The sequence below is a fragment of the Niallia sp. WK069_GA_01 genome, from assembly GCF_983173855.1.
Map to the genome: position 1 here is coordinate 1473732 of NZ_OZ470138.1, position 20203 is coordinate 1493934.

The window sequence follows — 20203 nt, forward strand, 5'->3', positions numbered from 1 at the left end:
ACAGGAGGGGATTATGTTGTTGAAAACAATGCTGGGTGTTATTGATGCAACTACGTATCAGGATGACTTAGAGGAATTAATTGCACACCGTTCGCTGGCTGCATTACCTATTGGAGGCAGATATCGACTAATTGATTTTGTTTTATCTAATATGGTTAATTCGGGGATAGGAAGTGTTGCCATTTTTCCTAAGTATCAATATCGTTCGTTAATGGATCATCTAGGTTCAGGGAAAAATTGGGATTTGGATAGAAAAAGAGACGGGCTGTTTTTCTTCCCAGCCTCTATAACGGATGGAACGAGCAAAGGAATTGGTTCATTTAACCAATTTGCAGCAAATATTGATTATTTCTTTAGAAGCAAACAGGAATATGCACTAGTAGCAAATTGTTTTACTGTATTTAATATGGATTTTAATCCTGTACTTGAGCGTCATTTGAAGTCAGGATGTGACATAACAGAGATTAGAAACAATGGAAACTCTTTAGAACTTTATTTAATTAAAAAATCAATATTGATTGATCTTATTCAAACACGTGATATAACTGGATACACTTGTATGAAAGATGTATTAATGGATATTCATCATCAGTATAAAATTTGTGATTACGAATATAGCGGCTATGCCGAAAAAATAGATTCGATCTCTACTTATTTTCGAGTAAGCAAGGAGATTTTAAATCCGAGTGTATGGAGTCAGTTATTTATAAAGAAACGTCCAATCTTTACAAAGGTTAAAGATGAGCCTCCTACTCGGTATACAAATACTGGGAAAGTGAAAAATTCAATGATTGCCAATGGCTGTGTTATTGAAGGAGATATAGAAAATAGTGTTGTTGCCAGAGCAGCTAAGATTGGCAAAGGCTCTGTTTTAAAGAATTGCATTATTATGCAAAAATGCACAATCGGAGAAAATTGTATCCTTGATTCTGTTATTTTAGATAAAGATGTGACAGTAGAAAACGGAGCGGTTATGACTGGTACTATAAATTCCCCTTTTGTCGTAAGAAAAGGGACCGTACAAGGGGCGTTGATGAATTCGTGAAAGTACTATTTGCTGTATCAGAGTGTGTACCATTTATTAAATCAGGAGGACTGGCAGATGTTGCCGGTTCTCTTCCAATAGAATTAAAAAAACAAGGTACTGAAGTTACTGTGATGATGCCTAAATATGGAGATATTCCAGAAGAACTTTTAGGATCATTAAAAAAGAAACTGCATTTTACTATTAATGTTGGGTGGAGAAAGCAATATTGCGGCATTGAGGAGCTCAAATATGAAGGGATTACCTTTTATTTTATAGATAATGAATATTATTTTAAGCGTCAAGGTTTATACGGTTATATAGATGATGGGGAACGCTTTTCCTTTTTTAATCGAGCAGTTTTGGCAAGTTTGGAAGTTCTTAATGAATATCCTGATATTATCCATTGCCATGATTGGCATACAGCTATGATCCCTTTTTTATTAAAGACTGATTATCAATGGAAGAGTGAATATAAGTCAATTAAAACTATATTTACCATACATAATCTGCAGTTCCAAGGTATTATGCCTAAAAACGTTTTAGATAATTTATTAAATGTTAGTGATAAGTATTTTACGACGGAAAACTTGGAGTTTTATGGAAATGTGAATTTTATGAAAGCTGCGCTTGTTTCGGCTGATAAGATAACAACCGTTAGCCCAACATATAAAAATGAAATACAAACAGATTATTATGGAGAAAAGCTTAACCATTTATTAAGTTACAGACAAAATGATTTATATGGGATAATCAATGGAATCGATGAAAGAACCTATAATCCGGAAACAGACGAGGAAATAGTGAAAAAGTATACTCTTTCTTCCATTGAGGATAAGGTGAAAAATAAACAGTTTATTCAACAAAAATTCGGATTAAAAGAAGATGCAGCTATTCCGATTATTTGTATGATTACTAGACTGACAAAGCAAAAAGGCTTGGAGCTAGTTAGACATGTATTTCATGAAATCATGCAAGAAGATATCCAATTTATTGTTTTAGGCACTGGCGATCCAGTATTTGAACAATTTTTTAGAGAGATGGAAAATCAATATCCAGAAAAGTGCAAAGCTTATGTAGGTTTTGATGAGGGTCTAGCACATCAATTGTATGCAGGGGCAGATATGTTTTTAATGCCATCTAAGTTCGAGCCATGTGGTTTAGGTCAATTAATCTCATTAAAATACGGCAATATTCCGATTGTTAGAGAAACAGGCGGATTAAATGATACCGTATTTTCGTATGACAGCAGAACGGGAATGGGCAATGGGTTTAGCTTCACTAATTTTAATGCTCATGATATGTTGTATACCATTCAAAGAGCATTGCGGTATTATCATGAAAAAGATGTTTGGTTAAGCATTATAAAAAGCGCCATGATGATGGATAATAGCTGGGCACAATCTGCATTTAAGTATAATCAGCTTTATGCAGAGCTGATCTCAAGGAGTGAGACGCATGTTTACTAACAAAGAAGCCTTTAAAACGTATTTTTTGCAGAAGCTTGAGATGACGTATGGAAAACCATTTAAAGATAGCACCAGCAGTGACCATTTTCAAACATTAGGCCATATGATAAGAGAATATGTAAGTTCGAATTGGATTAATACAAATGAAAATTATCGGAAGAATAAAGGAAAACAAGTATATTATTTATCGATTGAATTTTTATTAGGACGATTGCTTTATCATAATTTAATTAACCTGGGCATTGAAAAAGTTGTTTGCGAAGGATTGAAAGATTTAGGAATAAACTTGCATGATATAGAAGAAATCGAACATGATGCAGGACTTGGCAATGGTGGATTAGGAAGATTAGCAGCATGTTTTTTAGATTCTCTAGCCACCTTAAATTTACCAGGACATGGTTTTGGCATACGATATAAACATGGATTATTTGAGCAGCGCATTGTGGATGGCTATCAAATCGAACTTCCAGAACAATGGTTAAAGCATGGTCAAGTATGGGAAGTAAGAAAAGAAGATTTAGCAGTCGACATTCCGTTTTGGGGAACGATAGATATGTTTAAACAGGACGGGAAATTACAGTTTCGGCATTTAAATGCTGAAACTGTAACGGCTGTTCCTCACGATATTCCGGTCATTGGATATAAAACAACAACCGTCAATACATTAAGGCTTTGGAATGCAGAACCAACTTCCTTGCTTGCAAAAGATGTGAAAGATATTATGAAATATAAAAGAGAAACGGAAAAAATATCTGAATTTCTTTATCCCGATGATGCAAATGATGATGGCAAAATCCTTCGTTTAAAACAACAGTATTTCTTAGTATCATCAAGTCTGCAATCCATACTTAAAAATTATAAACAGCAATATAAAGATATAAAAGAATTCCACCATCATATTAGTATTCATATTAATGATACGCACCCTGTTCTTGCTATTCCTGAGTTGATGAGGATTCTGTTGGATAAGGAAGGGTTAAGTTGGAATGAAGCCTGGAAAATAACAACAAATACTATTTCTTATACGAACCATACCACTTTGTCTGAAGCATTAGAAAAATGGCCAATTTACATTTTTCAGCCATTGTTGCCGCGAATTTATATGATAATTAATGAAATTAACGAACGTTTCTGCAAAGATTTATGGGAAAAATATCCGAATGACTTTCAACGAATCGAGAATATGGCAATTATTGCGCATGGGATGGTTAAGATGGCTCATTTGGCATTAGCAGGAAGCTACAGTGTTAATGGGGTTGCGGAAATCCATACAGAGATATTAAAGAAAAGAGAAATGAATCAGTTTTATCAATATTTTCCTGAAAAATTTAATAATAAAACAAATGGTATAACCCATAGAAGATGGTTAATTAAAGCAAACCCTAACCTTACTCAATTAGTAACGGAAACGATTGGAAACGAATGGATTCAGCGTCCAGAACAATTGAATAATTTGCTTTCTTATCAGAATGACAAAGGTTTTTTAGAAAAACTTGCAGCGATCAAACAAGCAAATAAAAATCGTCTTACCAACATAATTGAAGAAAATAATGGAATTATTATTGATCCCACTTCCATTTTTGATGTACAAGTAAAAAGATTGCATGCATACAAACGGCAATTATTAAATGTTTTGCATATTATGCATATATATAACTTATTAAAAGCAAACCCAGGTTTAGATATAACACCAAGAACGTTTATCTTTGGTGCAAAAGCATCGCCTGGCTATTATTATGCGAAAAAAATCATTAAGTTAATCAATACCGTAGCGGATAAAGTAAACCAAGATAAGCATATTCAAGATAAATTAAAAGTAGTTTTTCTTGAAAATTATCGTGTCTCTTTAGCAGAACATATTTTTCCGGCTGCAGATGTGAGTGAACAAATTTCAACTGCGAGCAAGGAAGCTTCTGGAACGGGAAACATGAAATTTATGATGAATGGGGCATTAACAGTTGGTACGTTAGATGGTGCTAATATTGAAATGAAAGATTTAGTTGGAGAAGATAATATCTTTATATTTGGTATGAATGCAGATGAAGTATTAGATTTGTATCAAAATGGAGGATATAGATCTACTGAATATTTTCATCATGATAAACGAATTCAAGAGGTGGTTAATCAATTAAAAAATGGTTTTTTTGAACATGGAACGAATGAATTTGATCCTATTTTTGATTCCCTTCTAATTGAAAATGATCAATATTTTGTGCTGAAGGATTTTCATTCTTATACAAATGTTCATAATGAGGTAGATAAAACGTATAAAAATCAGCATAAATGGTTACAAATGTGTACCGTTAATATAGCGAAATCCGGTCACTTTTCCAGTGATCGAACCATCCAAGAATATGCAGATGATATTTGGAAAATAAGACCTCAGATATAATAGATGTAAACGCAAAGGGAACTCAACATAAAACAAAGAAAAATAATTTGTTTTATGCTGAAAAATCTCTTTGCGCTTTTTATTTATTTATCTTTATCATTAACATATCCGTCCGTTTTGTGATAGGGAACATCCCCATACGGTGCCTCTGTTTGTTCATCATCAAGAGCCTGTTCGTATTTTTCATGGTTCTTGCTAGGATATACGGTTTGTTCTTTTCCCTCGATATCAGAAGCAACAAATGATTCATAATCCTCTGTAAATCCTTCATCATCTGAATCGCGATCATACAAACTGTCATAATCTTCATGATCACCTCTTAAATCAGAAGGAGTCTCTGAAGTGCCAAATCTGGCAACTTCTTGAAAGCTGTCTTCATAATCTCTAACATCACCAGTATCATAATGGCGGTATTCGTTGCCATGTGCAGGTTCCAACACATCCTCTTCTACCGGTCTATCTTTAGCAAGTGATTGTTCGGAACTGTATTCTTTTAATGTTAATGCAGTAGGTATTGCTTCAAGACGCTCAAAAGGAATTTCTTTTCCTGAAACTTTACAGGTTCCATATGATCCGTCTTTAATAGCTGCAAGGGCTTCATTAATTTTATTTAATTCTGATTGATCATGCTCTTCTAATGCATAGTCTTTTTCCCGTTCATATAATTCTGTCCCCATATCAGCAGGGTGGTTGTCATATCCGGAAAGTTCACCTACTGATTCTCGTTCGTTATCATCTACATAACGTTCTTCTCGATTTTTGATTTCCGATTTTCTATTTAATAATTCTTGTTTTAAGGTTGTTAATTGTTCTTTCGTTAACATAGTTACCACATCCTTATTTAAAACTTAATCAGTACTTGTAGTATGAACGATAATAATAAAAATCATCCAGTATCGCTCTATTATTAAACTTCCCCACATTGGTTTCCATAAAACATGGATAGAAGTTTTTGCATAAATTAATGAGGAATTAATCTAATTTTGTAACGAAAAGAGAGCGTTAACAGTTTGCTTTGGAATTTTTCTAATTTGTTTCCCTAAAATAGTTTCGGTTTATGAATTTTAAAGAGGGTGGAACATTGACATAATATTAGTCACAGGTGTATCTTAAAATAAGTCAAAAAGATGAACACGAAAGCTAAAACAGTGGAAAAGGTATAAAAAACGAAGTGATTTTTTACTCGTTTTAGGGGGATATACACATAGAATGAAAACTAAAGAATTATTAGTAGAAAATAATAAGATAAATGACGCTTCTTCTATTTTAGTTAGTGATGTTAGAAAGATAGAAAAAAAAATCGATTATCTTGCTTTTTTTTCAGAAAATGCTTCTTTTAAAGGAAATCGATTTTTTTGGAAAGATCCATCAACAGAAAATATTTTTATTGGATTAGGCATATGCAAAAAAATATTTTCAACGCAGCCTAACAATTTATATGCTTCTATAGAAAAAGAATGGCAGAATATATTAAAAAAAAGCCGAATTTATAATGAATTTGAGGATATTGGAGTTGGTCCTATTTTATTTGGAGGATTTTCTTTTGATCCACTAAAACCAAAAACAAAGCTTTGGAAACATTATGCTGATGGACATTTTTTTGTTCCGTCTTTTATGTTTAGCGAGATAAACGGTACACAATACGTTACAACCAATAGACTGTTTGATAATCGGGAGGCTATTTCTCTTCAAGAGATGCAGATTACTACTTCTTCCTTATTAACGAAGACTAGAGCATACGGATGCAAACATAGTAATCGATTTTTACATGCGGTTGAAAAAGACGGAGAACAATGGAAAAATACTGTTCAAAATATAGTAAATGATCTAAATGCTACCTTAAAAAAGGTTGTTTTAGCAAGAGAATGCAGATTAACCTTTGAAAAAGAAATCGCTGTTGAAACAGTTTTAGAGAGATTGTTATTGGAACAAGAAAATAGTTATATATTTGCTCTGGAATCTGGAGATAATTGTTTTATTGGTGCGTCGCCAGAAAGATTGGTGAAGAAATTGGAGAATAACGTATTTTCGACATGCTTAGCAGGATCGATTGCAAGAGGCTTAAGTCAAGAAAGTGATGAACATTTAGGAGAACAGCTGCTTCGCGATCGTAAAAATAGAACAGAACATCAATATGTCGTAAATATGATTAAATCTGCAATGGACAAAGTTTGTAAAACGATTGAGCTTCCATCTCATCCAGCCCTTATGAAAATGAGAGATATTCAACATCTTTATACTCCAGTGAAGGGAATATTAAAGGAATCCGAATCACTTTTCTCTTTAATAGAGCTTCTTCATCCAACTCCAGCTTTAGGTGGATATCCTCAAAAGAAAGCAGTCGAAAAAATAAGACAAGAAGAGCAGTTAGATCGTGGTTTGTATGGTGCTCCACTCGGTTGGCTTGATTATAAAGGGAATGGGGAATTCGCTGTTAGCATCCGTTCGGGGTTGATTCAGAAAAACGAAGCATCTATTTTTGCAGGATGTGGAATTGTAGCTAATTCTGATGCTGAATCGGAATATATGGAAACGGCGATTAAATTTAAACCAATGCTTTCAGCTTTAGGAGGGGATACAAAATGAACCATCAACAACAGTTAACAGCCTACGTATATGCCTTTGTTCATGAATTGGTACATAACGGGATTGAAAACGTCGTCATAAGTCCAGGGTCCCGTTCTACTCCTATTGCGTTAATCATGGCAGAGCAAAAGAATATAAATTTACATGTTCATGTGGATGAAAGAGCTGCTGCTTTTTTTGCTTTAGGTATAGCAAAAGCAAGCAAAAAACCAACCGTATTAGTTTGTACATCTGGAACGGCCGCTGCTAATTATTTTCCAGCTATAATAGAAGCAATGATATCACGTATACCTTTACTAGTGTTGACAGCAGATCGTCCACATGAATTAAGAGATGTGGGTGCTCCACAAGCTATTAATCAAATTGACTTATATGGCAGACAAGTAAAGTGGTTTATGGAAATGTCTCCACCTGATGGTTCAGAAGAGATGATTCGTTATGTGAAGACGGTTAGCGCCAGAGCAGTTACTACTGCACTTCAAGAACCTAAAGGTCCCGTTCATTTAAACTTACCCTTTCGTGAACCGCTGATTCCAGATCTGGGGAATTTACCAACATACCATATAGAAAACGGCAGCAGTAAATATATTCATATGGAAAAAGGGGATTTGACGCTTTCTGATGATTATTTTCAACAATTAGCTAATAAATTAAGCAAGTATACGAACGGCATTATTATTTGTGGCGAAATAGATAAAGAACATTTACCTTCATCGATTATACAGTTAGCCAAAATAATGAAGTTTCCTATTTTAGCGGATCCCTTATCTCAATTAAGAACCGTTGATGATGGACAGGAATATATCATTGATACGTACGATACTTTTTTACGTAATGAAATGGCTCAAAAGACGTTAAAGCCAGATATTGTTATTCGTTTTGGCAGCATGCCAGTTTCCAAGGCTTTAACACTCTTTCTAAAGGAACAAAAGGGGATAGAGCAGATTGTTATTGATGGTGGAGCTGGATTCCGAGACCCCAATCAACTTACTTCTGAAATGATTTATTGTGATGAAGTTCTATTCTGTCATAAAATAATGCTCTATCTGAAAAAATGCTCAACTAATCACGTATTGGTTTCCTGGCAAAATATAAACATGCTGACTAAAAAGGCATTGCAGAGAATAAAAGAAAACAATCAAATGAGTGAAGCAAAGTTATTTTCTGTATTAGGGGAATTGCTACCAGAGGACGCCGCGCTTTTTGTAGGAAACAGTATGCCAATTAGAGATCTAGATACTTTTTTTCATGCACAGCAAAAAAAAATAACTATGTATGCGAACAGAGGGGCAAATGGAATTGATGGTACCGTTTCTACTGCACTTGGTGTAGGAGTTATAAAGCAACCACTATTTTTAGTATTAGGTGATTTAACTTTTTTTCATGATGCAAACGGATTAATTGCAGCAAAACAATTTAATATTCCGATCACGATATTTTTAATAAATAATAATGGAGGAGGAATTTTTTCCTTTTTACCACAAGCAAATCATAAAAAACATTTTGAGGTATTATTCGGCACCCCGTTGGATTTGGATTTTAAACATATAATCACTATGTATAAAGGGGAATACGATCTAATAAAGGAATGGCCACAATTAACAGAAATAATACAAAAGCAGATTGAAGCACCTAAATTACGTGTGATTGAAATCCAAACAAATAGAGAAAAAAATGTAGAAGAGCACCGCGAATTAATAAAAAGCGTTTCCCAGGAAATAGATTTGTATTTTAAGGGAGAAAAGGGATGAAAATTGTTGTCGATGATGTTTCCTATCATGTCGAAGTTTATGGACAAGGGGTGCCTCTATTGCTTTTACACGGATTTACTGGTGAAAGTAGTACATGGCATCCGTTTATTCCTATGTGGAAAAAGGATTTTCAGTTAATAATGATTGATATTATTGGTCATGGAAAAACTGCTTCTCCTTTAAATGAAAGTAAATATAATATTGTAGTTGCTGCAAAACATCTAGTTGAAATTCTGCAAGCTTTACAAATCAACAGTATTTATTTATTAGGTTATAGCATGGGAGGAAGACTCGCATTAACATTTTCCATTCTTTATCCCCATTATGTGCAAAAATTAATTCTTGAAAGTGCTTCACCAGGATTAAAAACGACTGAACAGCAACAAGAAAGAAGAATACAAGATAAGAAACTCGGAGAATCTATCTTAGTAGAAGGAATCGGGCAATTTGTAGAAAAATGGGAAGAAATTCCTTTGTTTCAAACGCAGAAAAAATTGAATCAAAAGCAACGGGATAAAATTAGAACACAGCGTCTTCAAAATAATGCTGCTGGCCTAGCCAATAGTTTAATTGGGATGGGAACGGGTGTTCAACCATCATGGTGGGAGCATTTACATGAAGTTCCATTTAGAACATTGTTAATTACTGGAGAATTAGATAATAAATTTTGTTTAATAGCAAAAGAAATGGTAAATAAAAATACTGGATTTACATGGAAAATGGTTGAAGATGCAGGTCATGCAATTCATGTGGAGAAACCTGAAATTTTTGGTACAATAGTAAGTGGGTTTTTGTCGAATCATTGAATTGGACGAAAATAAAAGGAGGAAGAAGAATGACAGTTGAATGGGTAGCAGTACGTCAATATGATGAAATATTATATGAAACATATAACGGGATTGCAAAGATCACTATTAATAGACCGCATGTACATAATGCTTTTACTCCAAAAACAGTAAGCGAGCTAATAGATGCGTTTGCTAGAGCGCGGGATGACAGCAATGTAGGCGTCATTGTATTAACCGGTGCAGGTGAAAAAGCGTTTTGTTCTGGTGGAGATCAAAAAGTCAGAGGCCATGGTGGTTATGTAGGGGATGATCAGATCCCTCGATTAAATGTACTAGACTTGCAGCGATTAATTCGAGTTATTCCAAAACCAGTAATTGCAATGGTTAGAGGATATGCAATCGGAGGAGGTCACGTTCTTCATATCGTTTGTGACTTAACCATTGCAGCGGATAATGCTATATTTGGACAAACTGGACCGAATGTTGGCAGCTTTGATGCTGGTTATGGGTCAGGTTATTTAGCTCGTATTGTTGGGCATAAAAAAGCTAGAGAAATTTGGTTTCTATGCAGACAATACAATGCACAGGAAGCATTGGATATGGGCTTAGTAAATACGGTTGTACCATTGGAAAAAGTGGAAGAGGAAACGATTAAATGGTGTGAAGAAATTTTAGAAAAAAGTCCAACAGCACTACGTTTCTTAAAAGCAGCATTTAATGCAGATACAGATGGATTAGCAGGGATTCAGCAATTTGCTGGTGATGCAACTCTTTTATATTACACAACAGACGAAGCAAAAGAAGGAAGAGATTCGTTTAAAGAAAAACGCAAACCGGATTTTGGGCAATTCCCTCGTTTTCCATAATGTAGAGATGTATTATATGAGTGAAATAATTTAATAATAATAAGGTGACTTATGATTTAGTCTGATAGTAAGATAATATCAGATCATATTGAGTCACCTTTGTTTATTTAAGGAAAGGTGAGAAAATTGACGGCAGAGTGTGTTCCTAACTTTCTTAAAAATAGGGCAAGCTTAACACCAAATAGAGAAGCGATTGTTTATAAAAAGCAGCGTTTAACATTTCAAGAACTTTATGAAAAGGCTTATTATACGGCTGGAGTTTTAACGTCTCAAGGAATAAAGAGTGAACATTATATCGGCATTTTAGTGAAAAATGATTTGCAAACGGTTATTACACTATTATCTCTTCACATTATTGGTGCAAAAGCTGTGCTGTTAAATAATCGTTTAACAGCAGAAGAACTAATCTTTCAACTGAAAGATGCACAAGCGACATTTCTCCTGACTGAAAAAACATTCGCCAACACCGTTGAACAAATAGAAGCCGAAATGTCTGGAACTCTACTTATTTTGAATAAGGAAGATATTCCTTTTTATCCTTATGAAAAACCGATAGAAAAAATAGAAGTATCCCTCGACGAAACATGTACGATTATGTATACCTCTGGAACAACAGGCTTTCCAAAAGGCGTTATTCAAAGTTATGGGAATCATTGGTGGAGTGCTGTTGGCAGTGTATTAAATCTTGGATTGCATGAAAAAGATGTTTGGTTATGTGCTATGCCATTATTTCATATTAGTGGCTATTCTATTTTAATGAGAAGTTTATTATATGGAATAAAAGTGGTTCTTCATGACCATTTTTCTGTTGAAACGGTCATCGATGATATAGAAAAAGAAAAGGTGACGATGATGTCTGCCGTCACCCTGATGCTGCAAAAAATTGAAAAAGCAACAATGGAGTCTTTTCCACCTCATTTTCGCTGTATGCTGCTTGGTGGCGGACCAGCTTCTGTTGAGATATTAAAAAGCTGTCTGCAAAAGGGGATACCAGTATATTATTCTTATGGAATGACGGAAACTTCTTCTCAAATTGTCACATTGTCAGCAACGGACAGTGTTAGAAAAATTGGTTCTGCAGGCAAACCGCTGTTTCCTGCCCAAATAAAAATTATAAATGAAACTGGAGACGAATTGCCTCCACATACAGCAGGAGAAATTATTGTTAAGGGGCCAAATGTTTCCATTGGTTATTTAAATAAAGAAAAACGTCCCATTGATCGCTGGTTTCATACAGGGGATATCGGGTATAAAGATGCTGAGGGTTTTCTGTTTGTACTGGATAGACGCTCTGATTTAATTATTTCAGGTGGGGAAAATATATATCCCGCTGAAGTAGAAGCAATATTAACGTCAATGGAAGGCGTATTAGATGCTGGAGTGATTGGAGAAGCTCATGAAAAATGGGGACAAGTACCAATTGCATTTATTGTTAAAGAGGAAGCTTCCGCTCTTACAGAAGAAACACTCCTTACTGAATGTAATAAAAGATTAGCAAAATACAAAATCCCAAAAAAGATCTTGTTTATTGAAAAAATTCCTAGAAATGCTTCAAAAAAGATTCTTCGCAGAGAGTTGCGTAATCGCTTAAACAATATAGTTAGTACCGAATAAATTATTGTTACATAATGATTATTAGAAGCAGCGGAGGTATTTATGGACTTATACAACGGTTCTTTATATTGGCCAACTACATTAACTACAGCATCAAATTATCCATCCTTAACAAAAGATATAATATGTGATGTTCTTATTATTGGTGGAGGAATGTCTGGTGCCTTATGCTCGTATTTATTATCAGAAGAAGCATTAGATATCGTACTCGTAGATAAAAGAAATGTTGCTACTGGCAGTACATCTGCCAATACAGGACTGCTTCAGTATTCTAATGATAAAATGCTCCATGAATTTGCAGAAAGCATAGGAGAAGATCAGGCGGTGCGATTTTATCGTTTATGTTTTGAAGCAATGGAAAATTTAAGATCAGTTGCAGACTCTTTAACAAAAGATGTTCAGTTTAAAGCAAGAAAAAGCCTCTATTATGCGAGTGATGAAAAGGATGTTAAAAAAATAAAAAAAGAGTATGACATGCTAAAAAAATATGATTTTCCAGTTGAATTTTTAGAAGAAAAGGAAATAGAGACAATATACGGTTTTAAAAAGCCAGCAGCAATATTAACGAATGGAGATGCAGAAGTTAATCCGCAAAAGTTTGTAACAGAACTTATAAAGGAAGCATCCAAACGGAATGTAAAAGTGTACGAACATACGGAAGTAAAAGAAGCAGGTTCTGATAAGGGATATTGGAAATTTGAAAGCGAAAAAGGAAGTATTCATGCTAAAAAAGTTATTTATGCGACAGGGTATGAAGAAATTTCATTTGCTAAAAAAGAAGGTGGAGAGTTAAATAGAACCTATGCAATCGCGACTTCTCCCCTTTCTTCCTATCCTAACTGGAAGGATCAATGTCTTATTTGGGAAACAAAAAGACCGTATTTTTATATGCGGACTACTTTTGATGGAAGAATAGTTGCTGGTGGCTTGGATGAAGACCGAGTTGAAGCGCCGTCAGATCCAGAAGTGCTAAGAAAATATGGACAGAACCTATTAAGTAGGATAAAAGAGCATTTTCCATATGAAAAACTGGAAACAGAGTATGTGTACGGTGCAACATTTGGAGAATCTGCAGATGGAATGCCGTTTATTGGAGAGCACCCTGATAAAAAGAATCGTTATTATTGTTTAGGATACGGGGGAAATGGAACGGTGTATAGCATGTTTGGAGCAACTATTTTGAAAGAATTGATAATAAATGGATACCATCCTGATGCTGATTTAGTTCGAATAGAGCGTTAAATGCTTAAAGGCTGCCCATTGTATTCTTCACACGTCTTATTCTATAGGTAGAATATTACCTAGAGAAGTGACATGGAAGGATATTATGGCGCAGCCTTTATTTACATTGAAATCGAAGAATAGAGTAACTTAAGACAATGTTGGTTCAAATGTTTTGCAATCTGTTTCTTTACTGTTGTCAGCTTGCTTACCAGTATGACTTACCACGTAAATTTTTTCCGCTCCACATTGATTTCCGTGTTCCCAGAATGAACAGTTATTTACTTCACATAAAACATCTTTTGCCAAAATAATCATCTCCTTCGTTTTTGATGGATTAATTTTTTCATCATTAGTGGTTGTTCATAAAGGCAGGTAAAAAGGACACAGCGAATTTCTTGCTCCTCGTTAGCCTCCTTTTTGAACACGCACTATTAGTATGGGTAGGCAGGACAAAATACATACCACAAATAATGGAGAGAATTGTCTATTTTTCGACACCTCTTTTTTTTATCAACGCATACTCAACGTAAACACCAAGTATTCCTTTTATTTTTTTGCGCCTTTTTGCTGCAAATATTTTTTGTCATGCATAAATAGCTTCCAAAAAAAATAAAAGCCAGGAAATAGTATGATAAATCCAACGATATAAGTAACAAATAATGCATGAAATGATTTAGGATCTGTAAAGGCGGATGTAATTGTCACTTCTGGATAAACAATAAAGGGGAGATGCGCTTTTCCATAAACATAGCTGGCAAGCAGATATTGCAAAGTGATTGAAATAATTGCAAGTCTTGGCCGTCCCTTTCCACCTGGGTTTTTATGGGAAGGAATAAATAAAGCAGCCCCTCCAATGACAAAAAGAAGCAATGATACTACTAATAATGGAGAATTTTGCATCATTTTGCTGTAAATCCAATGGGCATCTTGCCTTAACGTAACCATAATCATAACAGCCATTAACAAAGAAATTGGGCCAAGGATAATAGCATCCCTCCGATATACACGATAAGCCTCTGCTTCAGAAGAAACATTCGAATAATCCGCTAATAAAAGAGAGGATAAAAATAAGGTGCTGCTTAAGGCAAAACCAAAAAAGGCATACTCATTCCAGCTAGTAAATAAACCAACTAAATCAAGGGATTGTTTATCTGCAGAGAAATGAACGAATCCTCCATGTGTGATAGGCAAAATACTTAATAAAATACCTGGAATCAGCATTCCTGAAATACCAGATATAATGGTGAGCGGCTTTCGAAACTTTGGGACAACATTGGAAAAAACAAGAAAAGCACTTCTAATAGCTAAAAGAAGCAAAATAGCACTACCAGGAATAAGAAGAACCGTTCCTAATGTAAAAGCGGCTGTTGGGAACATACAATAAACGGCGACAACAATGGCTACAATAAATGTGTTTGTTACCTCCCAAGTTGGAGAGAGGTAACGGTTAGCGATATTCGTAGCTTGTGTTTTTTCTTTGTTCATATATATCATGGACCAGAATCCTGCTCCAAAATCCATGGTCGCCATGATGGCATAAATAAATACAAATCCCCACAGGACAGTTATTGCTAATAATGAATCTGTCATAAATATCACTCCTTAACTATTGGATCCAAAAAGCGGTATATCTTTTTCTTTTGCTGCATGCAAATCATTTAGTACCGTATTTTTCCGGAAATAATAAATTAATACAAAGGAAACAGAGATGGCTAATATGACATAAACCACTATAAATAAAATAAATAATAAGGCTAAATTTCCAGATGAAGTAACGGAATTTGCTGTTGATAAAATACGATAAATTGTCCAAGGCTGACGACCTGTGCAAGCGAATAGCCATCCACATTCTATTGCCATGAGAGCTAAAGGGCCGGATGCAACAAATATCCATAATAAAAATTTAGGGAATTTTTGTTTTTTTAATAGAAATCTCCATGCTAGGGATGCTAAGGCAAGAAAGATTAAGAAAGAACCTATTCCAACCATCGCATTAAAAAGGGTGTGAACGTATAATGGTGGCCAAAATTCTTCAGGGAAATCATTTAACCCGGTCACTACCGTATCGAAGCTATTACCCGCCAAAAAACTTAGTGCCCAAGGAATTTCAATGGCTCCTTTTATTTCACGATTTTCTTTATCGGTAATGCCGCCAATTGCTAAAGGAGCATGTGATTGTGTTTCAAAAAGCCCCTCTGCCGCAGCCAATTTTTCTGGCTGATATTCATAAAGCTTTTGGGCAGATGCATGACCGTTCATTGCCGTTAATAGAGAAAATATCCCGCCGATTATCAGGCTCAAGAGTAATGCTTTTTGATGAAATTGAAAGACACGCGAACGAAAAGGGTGTCTCATCATTTTAAAGGCAGAAACTGAAGCAACTGCAAAGGCGCCAGTTGTGTAGGCACTCATTGCTACATGTCCAGCAGATACAAAAAAAGACGGATTAAAAAATGCCTTCCATGGATTTACATCGGTAATCTCTCTTCCATCCAAACGAAAACCTTGTGGAGTTCCTTCAAATGCATGTACATTTGTAATGAGAACGGCAGAAGCAAGTGCTCCAATTGCAACTAAAGTTAAACTAATAATCCTTGCCCATGGAGGAATCCTTTCTGCTGCATAAACATAGATGGACATAAATAGAGCTTCGATAAAAAAAGCGTATATCTCGATCTGAAATGGCAGTGCCATCACCTTTCCGATTACTTCCATAAATCCTGGCCATAATAAGGATAACTGCAATCCAGCAATTGTTCCGGTTGGAATTCCAACACCTAATAATATCCCAAAGGTTTTTGTCCACCTTTTTGCCATAATGACATAATCCAAATCTTTTGTTTTTTGATACAACAATTCAGCAGTCAACATCATAAGTGGCAATCCAACACCTATTGTTGCAAAGATAATATGAAACCCCATTGTGGTGCCAAACATACTTCTTGCTAAAACTAAATGATCCATTCCTATCTTCCCTTCATCTGTCTATATCATATTTGTTAGTATTTTCAAGTATTTAATTAAATATGTAATCTTTTCCTTTCTATTGGAAAATAAGGGAAGGTATATTCGCTTTAAATTGTAAATTTTAAAAAAAAATACGATGTAAGCTATTTCAAATTTGTGTAATAGTAATTTTTTTTTTACTATAAAATTAGATTGTTTTCCATTCCTCGTTTTATAGAGAAATCAAGCAATCAAAAAGTACGAACAATGTGATGGAGAAATAGTTTGATAAAAGGGGCGGAATAAGATGAGTATTTTAAATGAGATTTTAGCGCATAATGAAGGATTTGTTCGTGAAAATAAATACGAACAATATATCACGACAAAATTTCCAAATAAACGAATGGTTATTTTAACTTGTATGGACACAAGATTGCTGGAATTATTGCCACAAGCGTTAAATCTTGCAAATGGGGACGTTAAAATAATCAAAAATGCTGGTGCAGTTGTCGTACATCCATTAGGAAGTATTATGAGAAGTATTCTTGTTGCTGTATACGAATTAAAAGCAGATGAAGTATTAGTGATTGGTCATCATGATTGCGGGATGAGTGCATTAAATGCAGATGATATGATAGGCAAGATGAAAGAAAGAGGGATATCAGAAGAAATATTAAATACGCTTCAACACTCAGGAGTAAACCTGAAAAAATGGTTAACAGGTTTTGATTCTGTTTCAGAGAGTGTGTCTCATAGTGTCAATATGATAAAAAATCATCCGCTTCTTCCAACAGAGGTTCCGGTGCATGGTTTAGTTATAGATCCGAAAACTGGGAAATTAGATTTAGTAGTAAATGGATATGGAGATAAAAATTAACGCTAATTAATGAGTATGTTTATGTTTTTTACATGGCCATTCTTCTGGTACCGGATCTATTCCGCCTGGGTGAAAAGGATGGCATTTTAGTATTCGTTTTATGGTTAAATAACCGCCTCTTAAAGCGCCGTATTTTTTTATTGCTTCTAATCCATAGGAAGAGCAAGTTGGATAAAAACGGCATGTAGGTGGTGTAAGTGGGGAAATTGCTTTTTGATAAAAATGAATGATAAAGATAAAGAATTTTTTCATTGTTTTTTTTCCTTTCTTACTATAGGGTATGTGTGTAAGTAAAATCCAGAAGGATAAAGCAAAACCTTAAAAATGGCAGTATTATAACTAAGTATTTACGGTCAATTTGAGTATAGCATGACGAGAACTATCAAGAAAATAATAAGCAAATCTTTATCAACCTGAAGATTATTCCATCTGATCAAGCAAGTCAAATAAGAGCATATGTTATCTTTGGAACTATTAAGGGCTAAAAATATATAATAGTAATTAAGTTGATGTTATTACTTGGATTTTACGTTATAATGAAGTATCGAAATAAAAAGGAGTTGTATCTTAATGCCTTCAGTAGAAAGTTTTGAATTGGATCATAACGCGGTGAAAGCACCGTATGTAAGACATTGTGGCGTACATAAAGTAGGCAGCGATGGATTAGTAAATAAATTTGATATTCGTTTTTGCCAGCCTAATAAGCAGGCGATGAAACCGGATGTTATTCATACATTGGAGCATCTATTAGCATTTAATATTCGTGACCATGCTGAAAAGTATAATCATTTTGACATCATTGATATTTCACCAATGGGCTGTCAGACAGGATATTATTTAGTTGTTAGTGGTGAACCGACAGTAGAGGAAATCATTGATCTATTAGAAGGAACAATGACTTCAGCATTAGAAATTACCGAAATTCCTGCTGCTAACGAAAAGCAATGCGGGCAAGCAAAACTTCACGACCTTGAAGGTGCAAAAAAATTAATGCAGTTTTGGTTAAAACAAAATAAAGAAGATTTGAAGCAAGTTTTTGCATAAAAACATGGTATAAATGAATGGACATTTAGGATGTCTTATTAATAAAAAGGACTGCAACAGTTGTTTAAAACAATCATTGCAGTCCTTTTTGATCACGTTATTAAATAACAATGAAACATATTTATAAAATGGGACCTAATAAGCGTGAAAAGGATTCTTTAAAGCGGATAAACAAAGACCGCTTATTATATTTTTCTAGTGTAAGCTGAGTAGACAGCTGCAGATCCTCTAAAAATCCATCCGTTAAAAGATTGGCGAATGCTTCACTATAAATAAATGCATTTACTTCAAAGTTCAGCCGAAAACTGCGCATATCAATATTTGCTGTACCAACAGATGTAATTTTTCGATCCACCATCAATGTTTTCGCATGAATAAATCCGTTTTCATAAATATAAATTTTTGCGCCAGCCTTTAACATCTCTCCAATATAAGAGTACGTAGCCCAGTACACAAACATATGATCAGGTTTATTTGGTATCATTATTTTTACATCAATGCCAGACAAGGCAGCAATTCTAAGTGTGTCAAGTAAGCTGGTATCTGGAATGAAATAAGGAGTTTGAATAAAAACGGATTCCTTCGCTGCGGTAATCATTTTAATATAACCATTTTTTATTTGCTCCCATTCAGAATCAGGTCCACTTGAAACAATTTGCATACCAATATTACCTATAATTTCATCCGTTCTATCTGGGAAGTATTCTGGTGAATAACTGATTCCTTGTAGATGGGAAGCTTGATTCCAATCAAGAATAAATCGTGTCTGTATTGCGTAAACCGCTGTTCCAATAATTCGCAAGTGGGTGTCTCGCCAGTATCCATATTTAGGGTTTAATCCTAAATATTCATCTCCAACATTAAAACCGCCAATATAACCAATATGACCGTCAATAATAGCTAATTTTCGATGATTTCGATAGTTAAGTCGTAAATTAATAAGGTGAAGCTTGCTTGGGAAAAATACCTCTACTTGTCCACCGGCCGCTTTTAATGTTTTAAAGATTCTTCTTCGCAAGGTTCTAGAACCAAGTTCATCATATAATAATCGAACTTCAACCCCTTCTTTAGCTTTTTCAACTAAAAGATTGATCAATCTTGAGCCGATTCCGTCATTTTTGAAAATATAATATTGCAGATGCACAGATTTTTTTGCCTGCTTAATGTCTTTCAGTAATTGCTCGAATTTTTTATGCCCATCTGTAAAAACATCAACCGCATTATTTTCTGTTAAAACCGCATCGTTATTAAATAAATTCATATAAATAAGATCTTGATTTGCTTTTATCACCGAATTTGTTGTTCTAAGCTGATTGGAGCTGATTTGAAGCAACTGGGAAGCCAATATTGGTTCAACTCCGAGTTTTTTTCTCTCTTCCCATTGAAACATTTTTCTTTTACTTAAGTTTTGTCCAAAAAGTAAATAAAGAATGAAACCTAAAATAGGAATAAATGTTAATACCATAATCCATGCCCATGTTGTACTAGCATCGCGTCTTTCTAAAAAAATAACAAGAAATGCGAATATTATATTAAGTAAAATGATTGTACTAACTAACACGGTATATATATGCATCGTTTCTAGTCCTTTCAAACAGCAGTCTTAACCTAAATCTAGAGCA

General features: G+C 34.5%; 17 protein-coding genes. 11 read left to right on the forward strand and 6 right to left on the reverse strand.

The genetic code is table 11. The features are described from left to right. The first annotated feature begins 13 nt into the window (after window positions 1–13). Genes AC5LWL_RS07080 through AC5LWL_RS07090 form a run of 3 tightly spaced genes read left to right on the forward strand, consistent with a single transcriptional unit; the run spans window position 14 to window position 4885 of the window. A complete protein-coding gene (locus AC5LWL_RS07080) occupies window positions 14–1045 on the forward strand; it encodes a GlgC family sugar phosphate nucleotidyltransferase (RefSeq protein ID WP_493433648.1) in 1032 nt (343 codons plus the stop codon). Continuing rightward, window positions 1042–2493 (forward strand): glycogen synthase GlgA, encoded by a 1452-nt coding sequence (glgA, locus tag AC5LWL_RS07085; RefSeq protein WP_493433649.1) that lies wholly within the window; start codon window positions 1042–1044, stop codon window positions 2491–2493. The genes AC5LWL_RS07080 and glgA overlap by 4 nt, the downstream gene beginning before the upstream one ends. Then, on the forward strand, window positions 2483–4885 hold the full coding sequence (locus AC5LWL_RS07090; RefSeq protein ID WP_493433650.1) for a glycogen/starch/alpha-glucan phosphorylase: 2403 nt from the start codon (window positions 2483–2485) through the stop codon (window positions 4883–4885). Before glgA ends, AC5LWL_RS07090 begins: the two co-directional genes overlap by 11 nt. 83 nt (window positions 4886–4968) lie before the next feature. Here the strand turns inward: AC5LWL_RS07090 and AC5LWL_RS07095 are convergent, their stop codons facing one another. Continuing rightward, window positions 4969–5709 carry a TraR/DksA C4-type zinc finger protein gene (locus AC5LWL_RS07095; protein WP_493433651.1) on the reverse strand — a complete coding sequence of 247 codons (741 nt, stop codon included), beginning with the start codon at window positions 5707–5709 and terminating at the stop codon, window positions 4969–4971. Between the two features lie 385 nt (window positions 5710–6094). On the opposite strand from AC5LWL_RS07095, the gene AC5LWL_RS07100 reads away from it, so the two are divergent. From AC5LWL_RS07100 to AC5LWL_RS07125, 6 genes are all read left to right on the forward strand, one after another. Beyond that, complete coding sequence (locus tag AC5LWL_RS07100; protein WP_493433652.1) at window positions 6095–7471, forward strand: isochorismate synthase; 1377 nt, start codon at window positions 6095–6097, stop codon at window positions 7469–7471. Then, window positions 7468–9222 (forward strand): 2-succinyl-5-enolpyruvyl-6-hydroxy-3-cyclohexene-1-carboxylic-acid synthase, encoded by a 1755-nt coding sequence (gene menD / locus AC5LWL_RS07105; RefSeq protein ID WP_493433653.1) that lies wholly within the window; start codon window positions 7468–7470, stop codon window positions 9220–9222. Before AC5LWL_RS07100 ends, menD begins: the two co-directional genes overlap by 4 nt. Then, window positions 9219–10028 (forward strand): 2-succinyl-6-hydroxy-2,4-cyclohexadiene-1-carboxylate synthase, encoded by an 810-nt coding sequence (gene menH / locus AC5LWL_RS07110; RefSeq protein WP_493433654.1) that lies wholly within the window; start codon window positions 9219–9221, stop codon window positions 10026–10028. Before menD ends, menH begins: the two co-directional genes overlap by 4 nt. A gap of 29 nt (window positions 10029–10057) precedes the next feature. Beyond that, window positions 10058–10876: a 1,4-dihydroxy-2-naphthoyl-CoA synthase gene (menB, locus tag AC5LWL_RS07115; protein WP_493433655.1), complete on the forward strand. Its 819-nt coding sequence runs from the start codon at window positions 10058–10060 to the stop codon at window positions 10874–10876. A 126-nt stretch (window positions 10877–11002) separates the two neighbouring features. Then, the gene (locus AC5LWL_RS07120; protein ID WP_493433656.1) at window positions 11003–12490 is read left to right on the forward strand and encodes an o-succinylbenzoate--CoA ligase; all 1488 of its coding nucleotides are present in this window, start codon (window positions 11003–11005) and stop codon (window positions 12488–12490) included. Between the two features lie 42 nt (window positions 12491–12532). Further along, window positions 12533–13732 (forward strand): NAD(P)/FAD-dependent oxidoreductase, encoded by a 1200-nt coding sequence (locus AC5LWL_RS07125; RefSeq protein WP_493433657.1) that lies wholly within the window; start codon window positions 12533–12535, stop codon window positions 13730–13732. A gap of 129 nt (window positions 13733–13861) precedes the next feature. On the opposite strand, the gene AC5LWL_RS07130 is transcribed toward AC5LWL_RS07125, so the two are convergent. The 3 genes from AC5LWL_RS07130 to AC5LWL_RS07140 form a co-directional block, all read right to left on the reverse strand. After that, a complete protein-coding gene (locus tag AC5LWL_RS07130) occupies window positions 13862–14020 on the reverse strand; it encodes a DUF1540 domain-containing protein (protein WP_493433658.1) in 159 nt (52 codons plus the stop codon). Between the two features lie 240 nt (window positions 14021–14260). Then, entirely contained in the window at window positions 14261–15304 is a 1044-nt protein-coding gene (locus AC5LWL_RS07135; protein WP_493433659.1) for a cytochrome d ubiquinol oxidase subunit II, read from the reverse strand. Between the two features lie 12 nt (window positions 15305–15316). Continuing rightward, a complete protein-coding gene (locus tag AC5LWL_RS07140) occupies window positions 15317–16678 on the reverse strand; it encodes a cytochrome ubiquinol oxidase subunit I (RefSeq protein ID WP_493433660.1) in 1362 nt (453 codons plus the stop codon). 289 nt (window positions 16679–16967) lie between these two features. Between AC5LWL_RS07140 and AC5LWL_RS07145 the strand changes: the two genes are divergently transcribed. Beyond that, on the forward strand, window positions 16968–17537 hold the full coding sequence (locus AC5LWL_RS07145) for a beta-class carbonic anhydrase (protein ID WP_493433661.1): 570 nt from the start codon (window positions 16968–16970) through the stop codon (window positions 17535–17537). A gap of 6 nt (window positions 17538–17543) precedes the next feature. Here AC5LWL_RS07145 and yidD read toward each other — a convergent pair whose 3' ends face one another. Continuing rightward, window positions 17544–17789, reverse strand: coding sequence for a membrane protein insertion efficiency factor YidD (yidD, locus tag AC5LWL_RS07150; RefSeq protein WP_493433662.1), 246 nt, complete (start codon window positions 17787–17789; stop codon window positions 17544–17546). 318 nt (window positions 17790–18107) lie between these two features. Between yidD and AC5LWL_RS07155 the strand changes: the two genes are divergently transcribed. Beyond that, window positions 18108–18581 carry an S-ribosylhomocysteine lyase gene (locus AC5LWL_RS07155; protein WP_493433663.1) on the forward strand — a complete coding sequence of 158 codons (474 nt, stop codon included), beginning with the start codon at window positions 18108–18110 and terminating at the stop codon, window positions 18579–18581. Between the two features lie 121 nt (window positions 18582–18702). On the opposite strand, the gene cls is transcribed toward AC5LWL_RS07155, so the two are convergent. Continuing rightward, window positions 18703–20157, reverse strand: a complete 1455-nt coding sequence (gene cls / locus AC5LWL_RS07160) for a cardiolipin synthase (RefSeq protein WP_493433664.1) — start codon at window positions 20155–20157, stop codon at window positions 18703–18705. Window positions 20158–20203: the final 46 nt, after the last annotated feature.

Bases quoted from the DNA above. Each gene is read 5' to 3' on its own strand.
- AC5LWL_RS07080 (WP_493433648.1), top strand. From the start codon at position 14: ATGTTGTTGAAAACAATGCTGGGTGTTATTGATGCAACTACGTATCAG.
- AC5LWL_RS07090 (WP_493433650.1), top strand. From the start codon at position 2,483: ATGTTTACTAACAAAGAAGCCTTTAAAACGTATTTTTTGCAGAAGCTT.
- AC5LWL_RS07095 (WP_493433651.1), bottom strand. From the start codon at position 5,709: ATGTTAACGAAAGAACAATTAACAACCTTAAAACAAGAATTATTAAAT.
- AC5LWL_RS07100 (WP_493433652.1), top strand. From the start codon at position 6,095: ATGAAAACTAAAGAATTATTAGTAGAAAATAATAAGATAAATGACGCT.
- menD (WP_493433653.1), top strand. From the start codon at position 7,468: ATGAACCATCAACAACAGTTAACAGCCTACGTATATGCCTTTGTTCAT.
- menH (WP_493433654.1), top strand. From the start codon at position 9,219: ATGAAAATTGTTGTCGATGATGTTTCCTATCATGTCGAAGTTTATGGA.
- menB (WP_493433655.1), top strand. From the start codon at position 10,058: ATGACAGTTGAATGGGTAGCAGTACGTCAATATGATGAAATATTATAT.
- AC5LWL_RS07125 (WP_493433657.1), top strand. From the start codon at position 12,533: ATGGACTTATACAACGGTTCTTTATATTGGCCAACTACATTAACTACA.
- AC5LWL_RS07135 (WP_493433659.1), bottom strand. From the start codon at position 15,304: ATGACAGATTCATTATTAGCAATAACTGTCCTGTGGGGATTTGTATTT.
- AC5LWL_RS07140 (WP_493433660.1), bottom strand. From the start codon at position 16,678: ATGGATCATTTAGTTTTAGCAAGAAGTATGTTTGGCACCACAATGGGG.
- AC5LWL_RS07145 (WP_493433661.1), top strand. From the start codon at position 16,968: ATGAGTATTTTAAATGAGATTTTAGCGCATAATGAAGGATTTGTTCGT.
- yidD (WP_493433662.1), bottom strand. From the start codon at position 17,789: ATGAAAAAATTCTTTATCTTTATCATTCATTTTTATCAAAAAGCAATT.
- AC5LWL_RS07155 (WP_493433663.1), top strand. From the start codon at position 18,108: ATGCCTTCAGTAGAAAGTTTTGAATTGGATCATAACGCGGTGAAAGCA.
- cls (WP_493433664.1), bottom strand. From the start codon at position 20,157: ATGCATATATATACCGTGTTAGTTAGTACAATCATTTTACTTAATATA.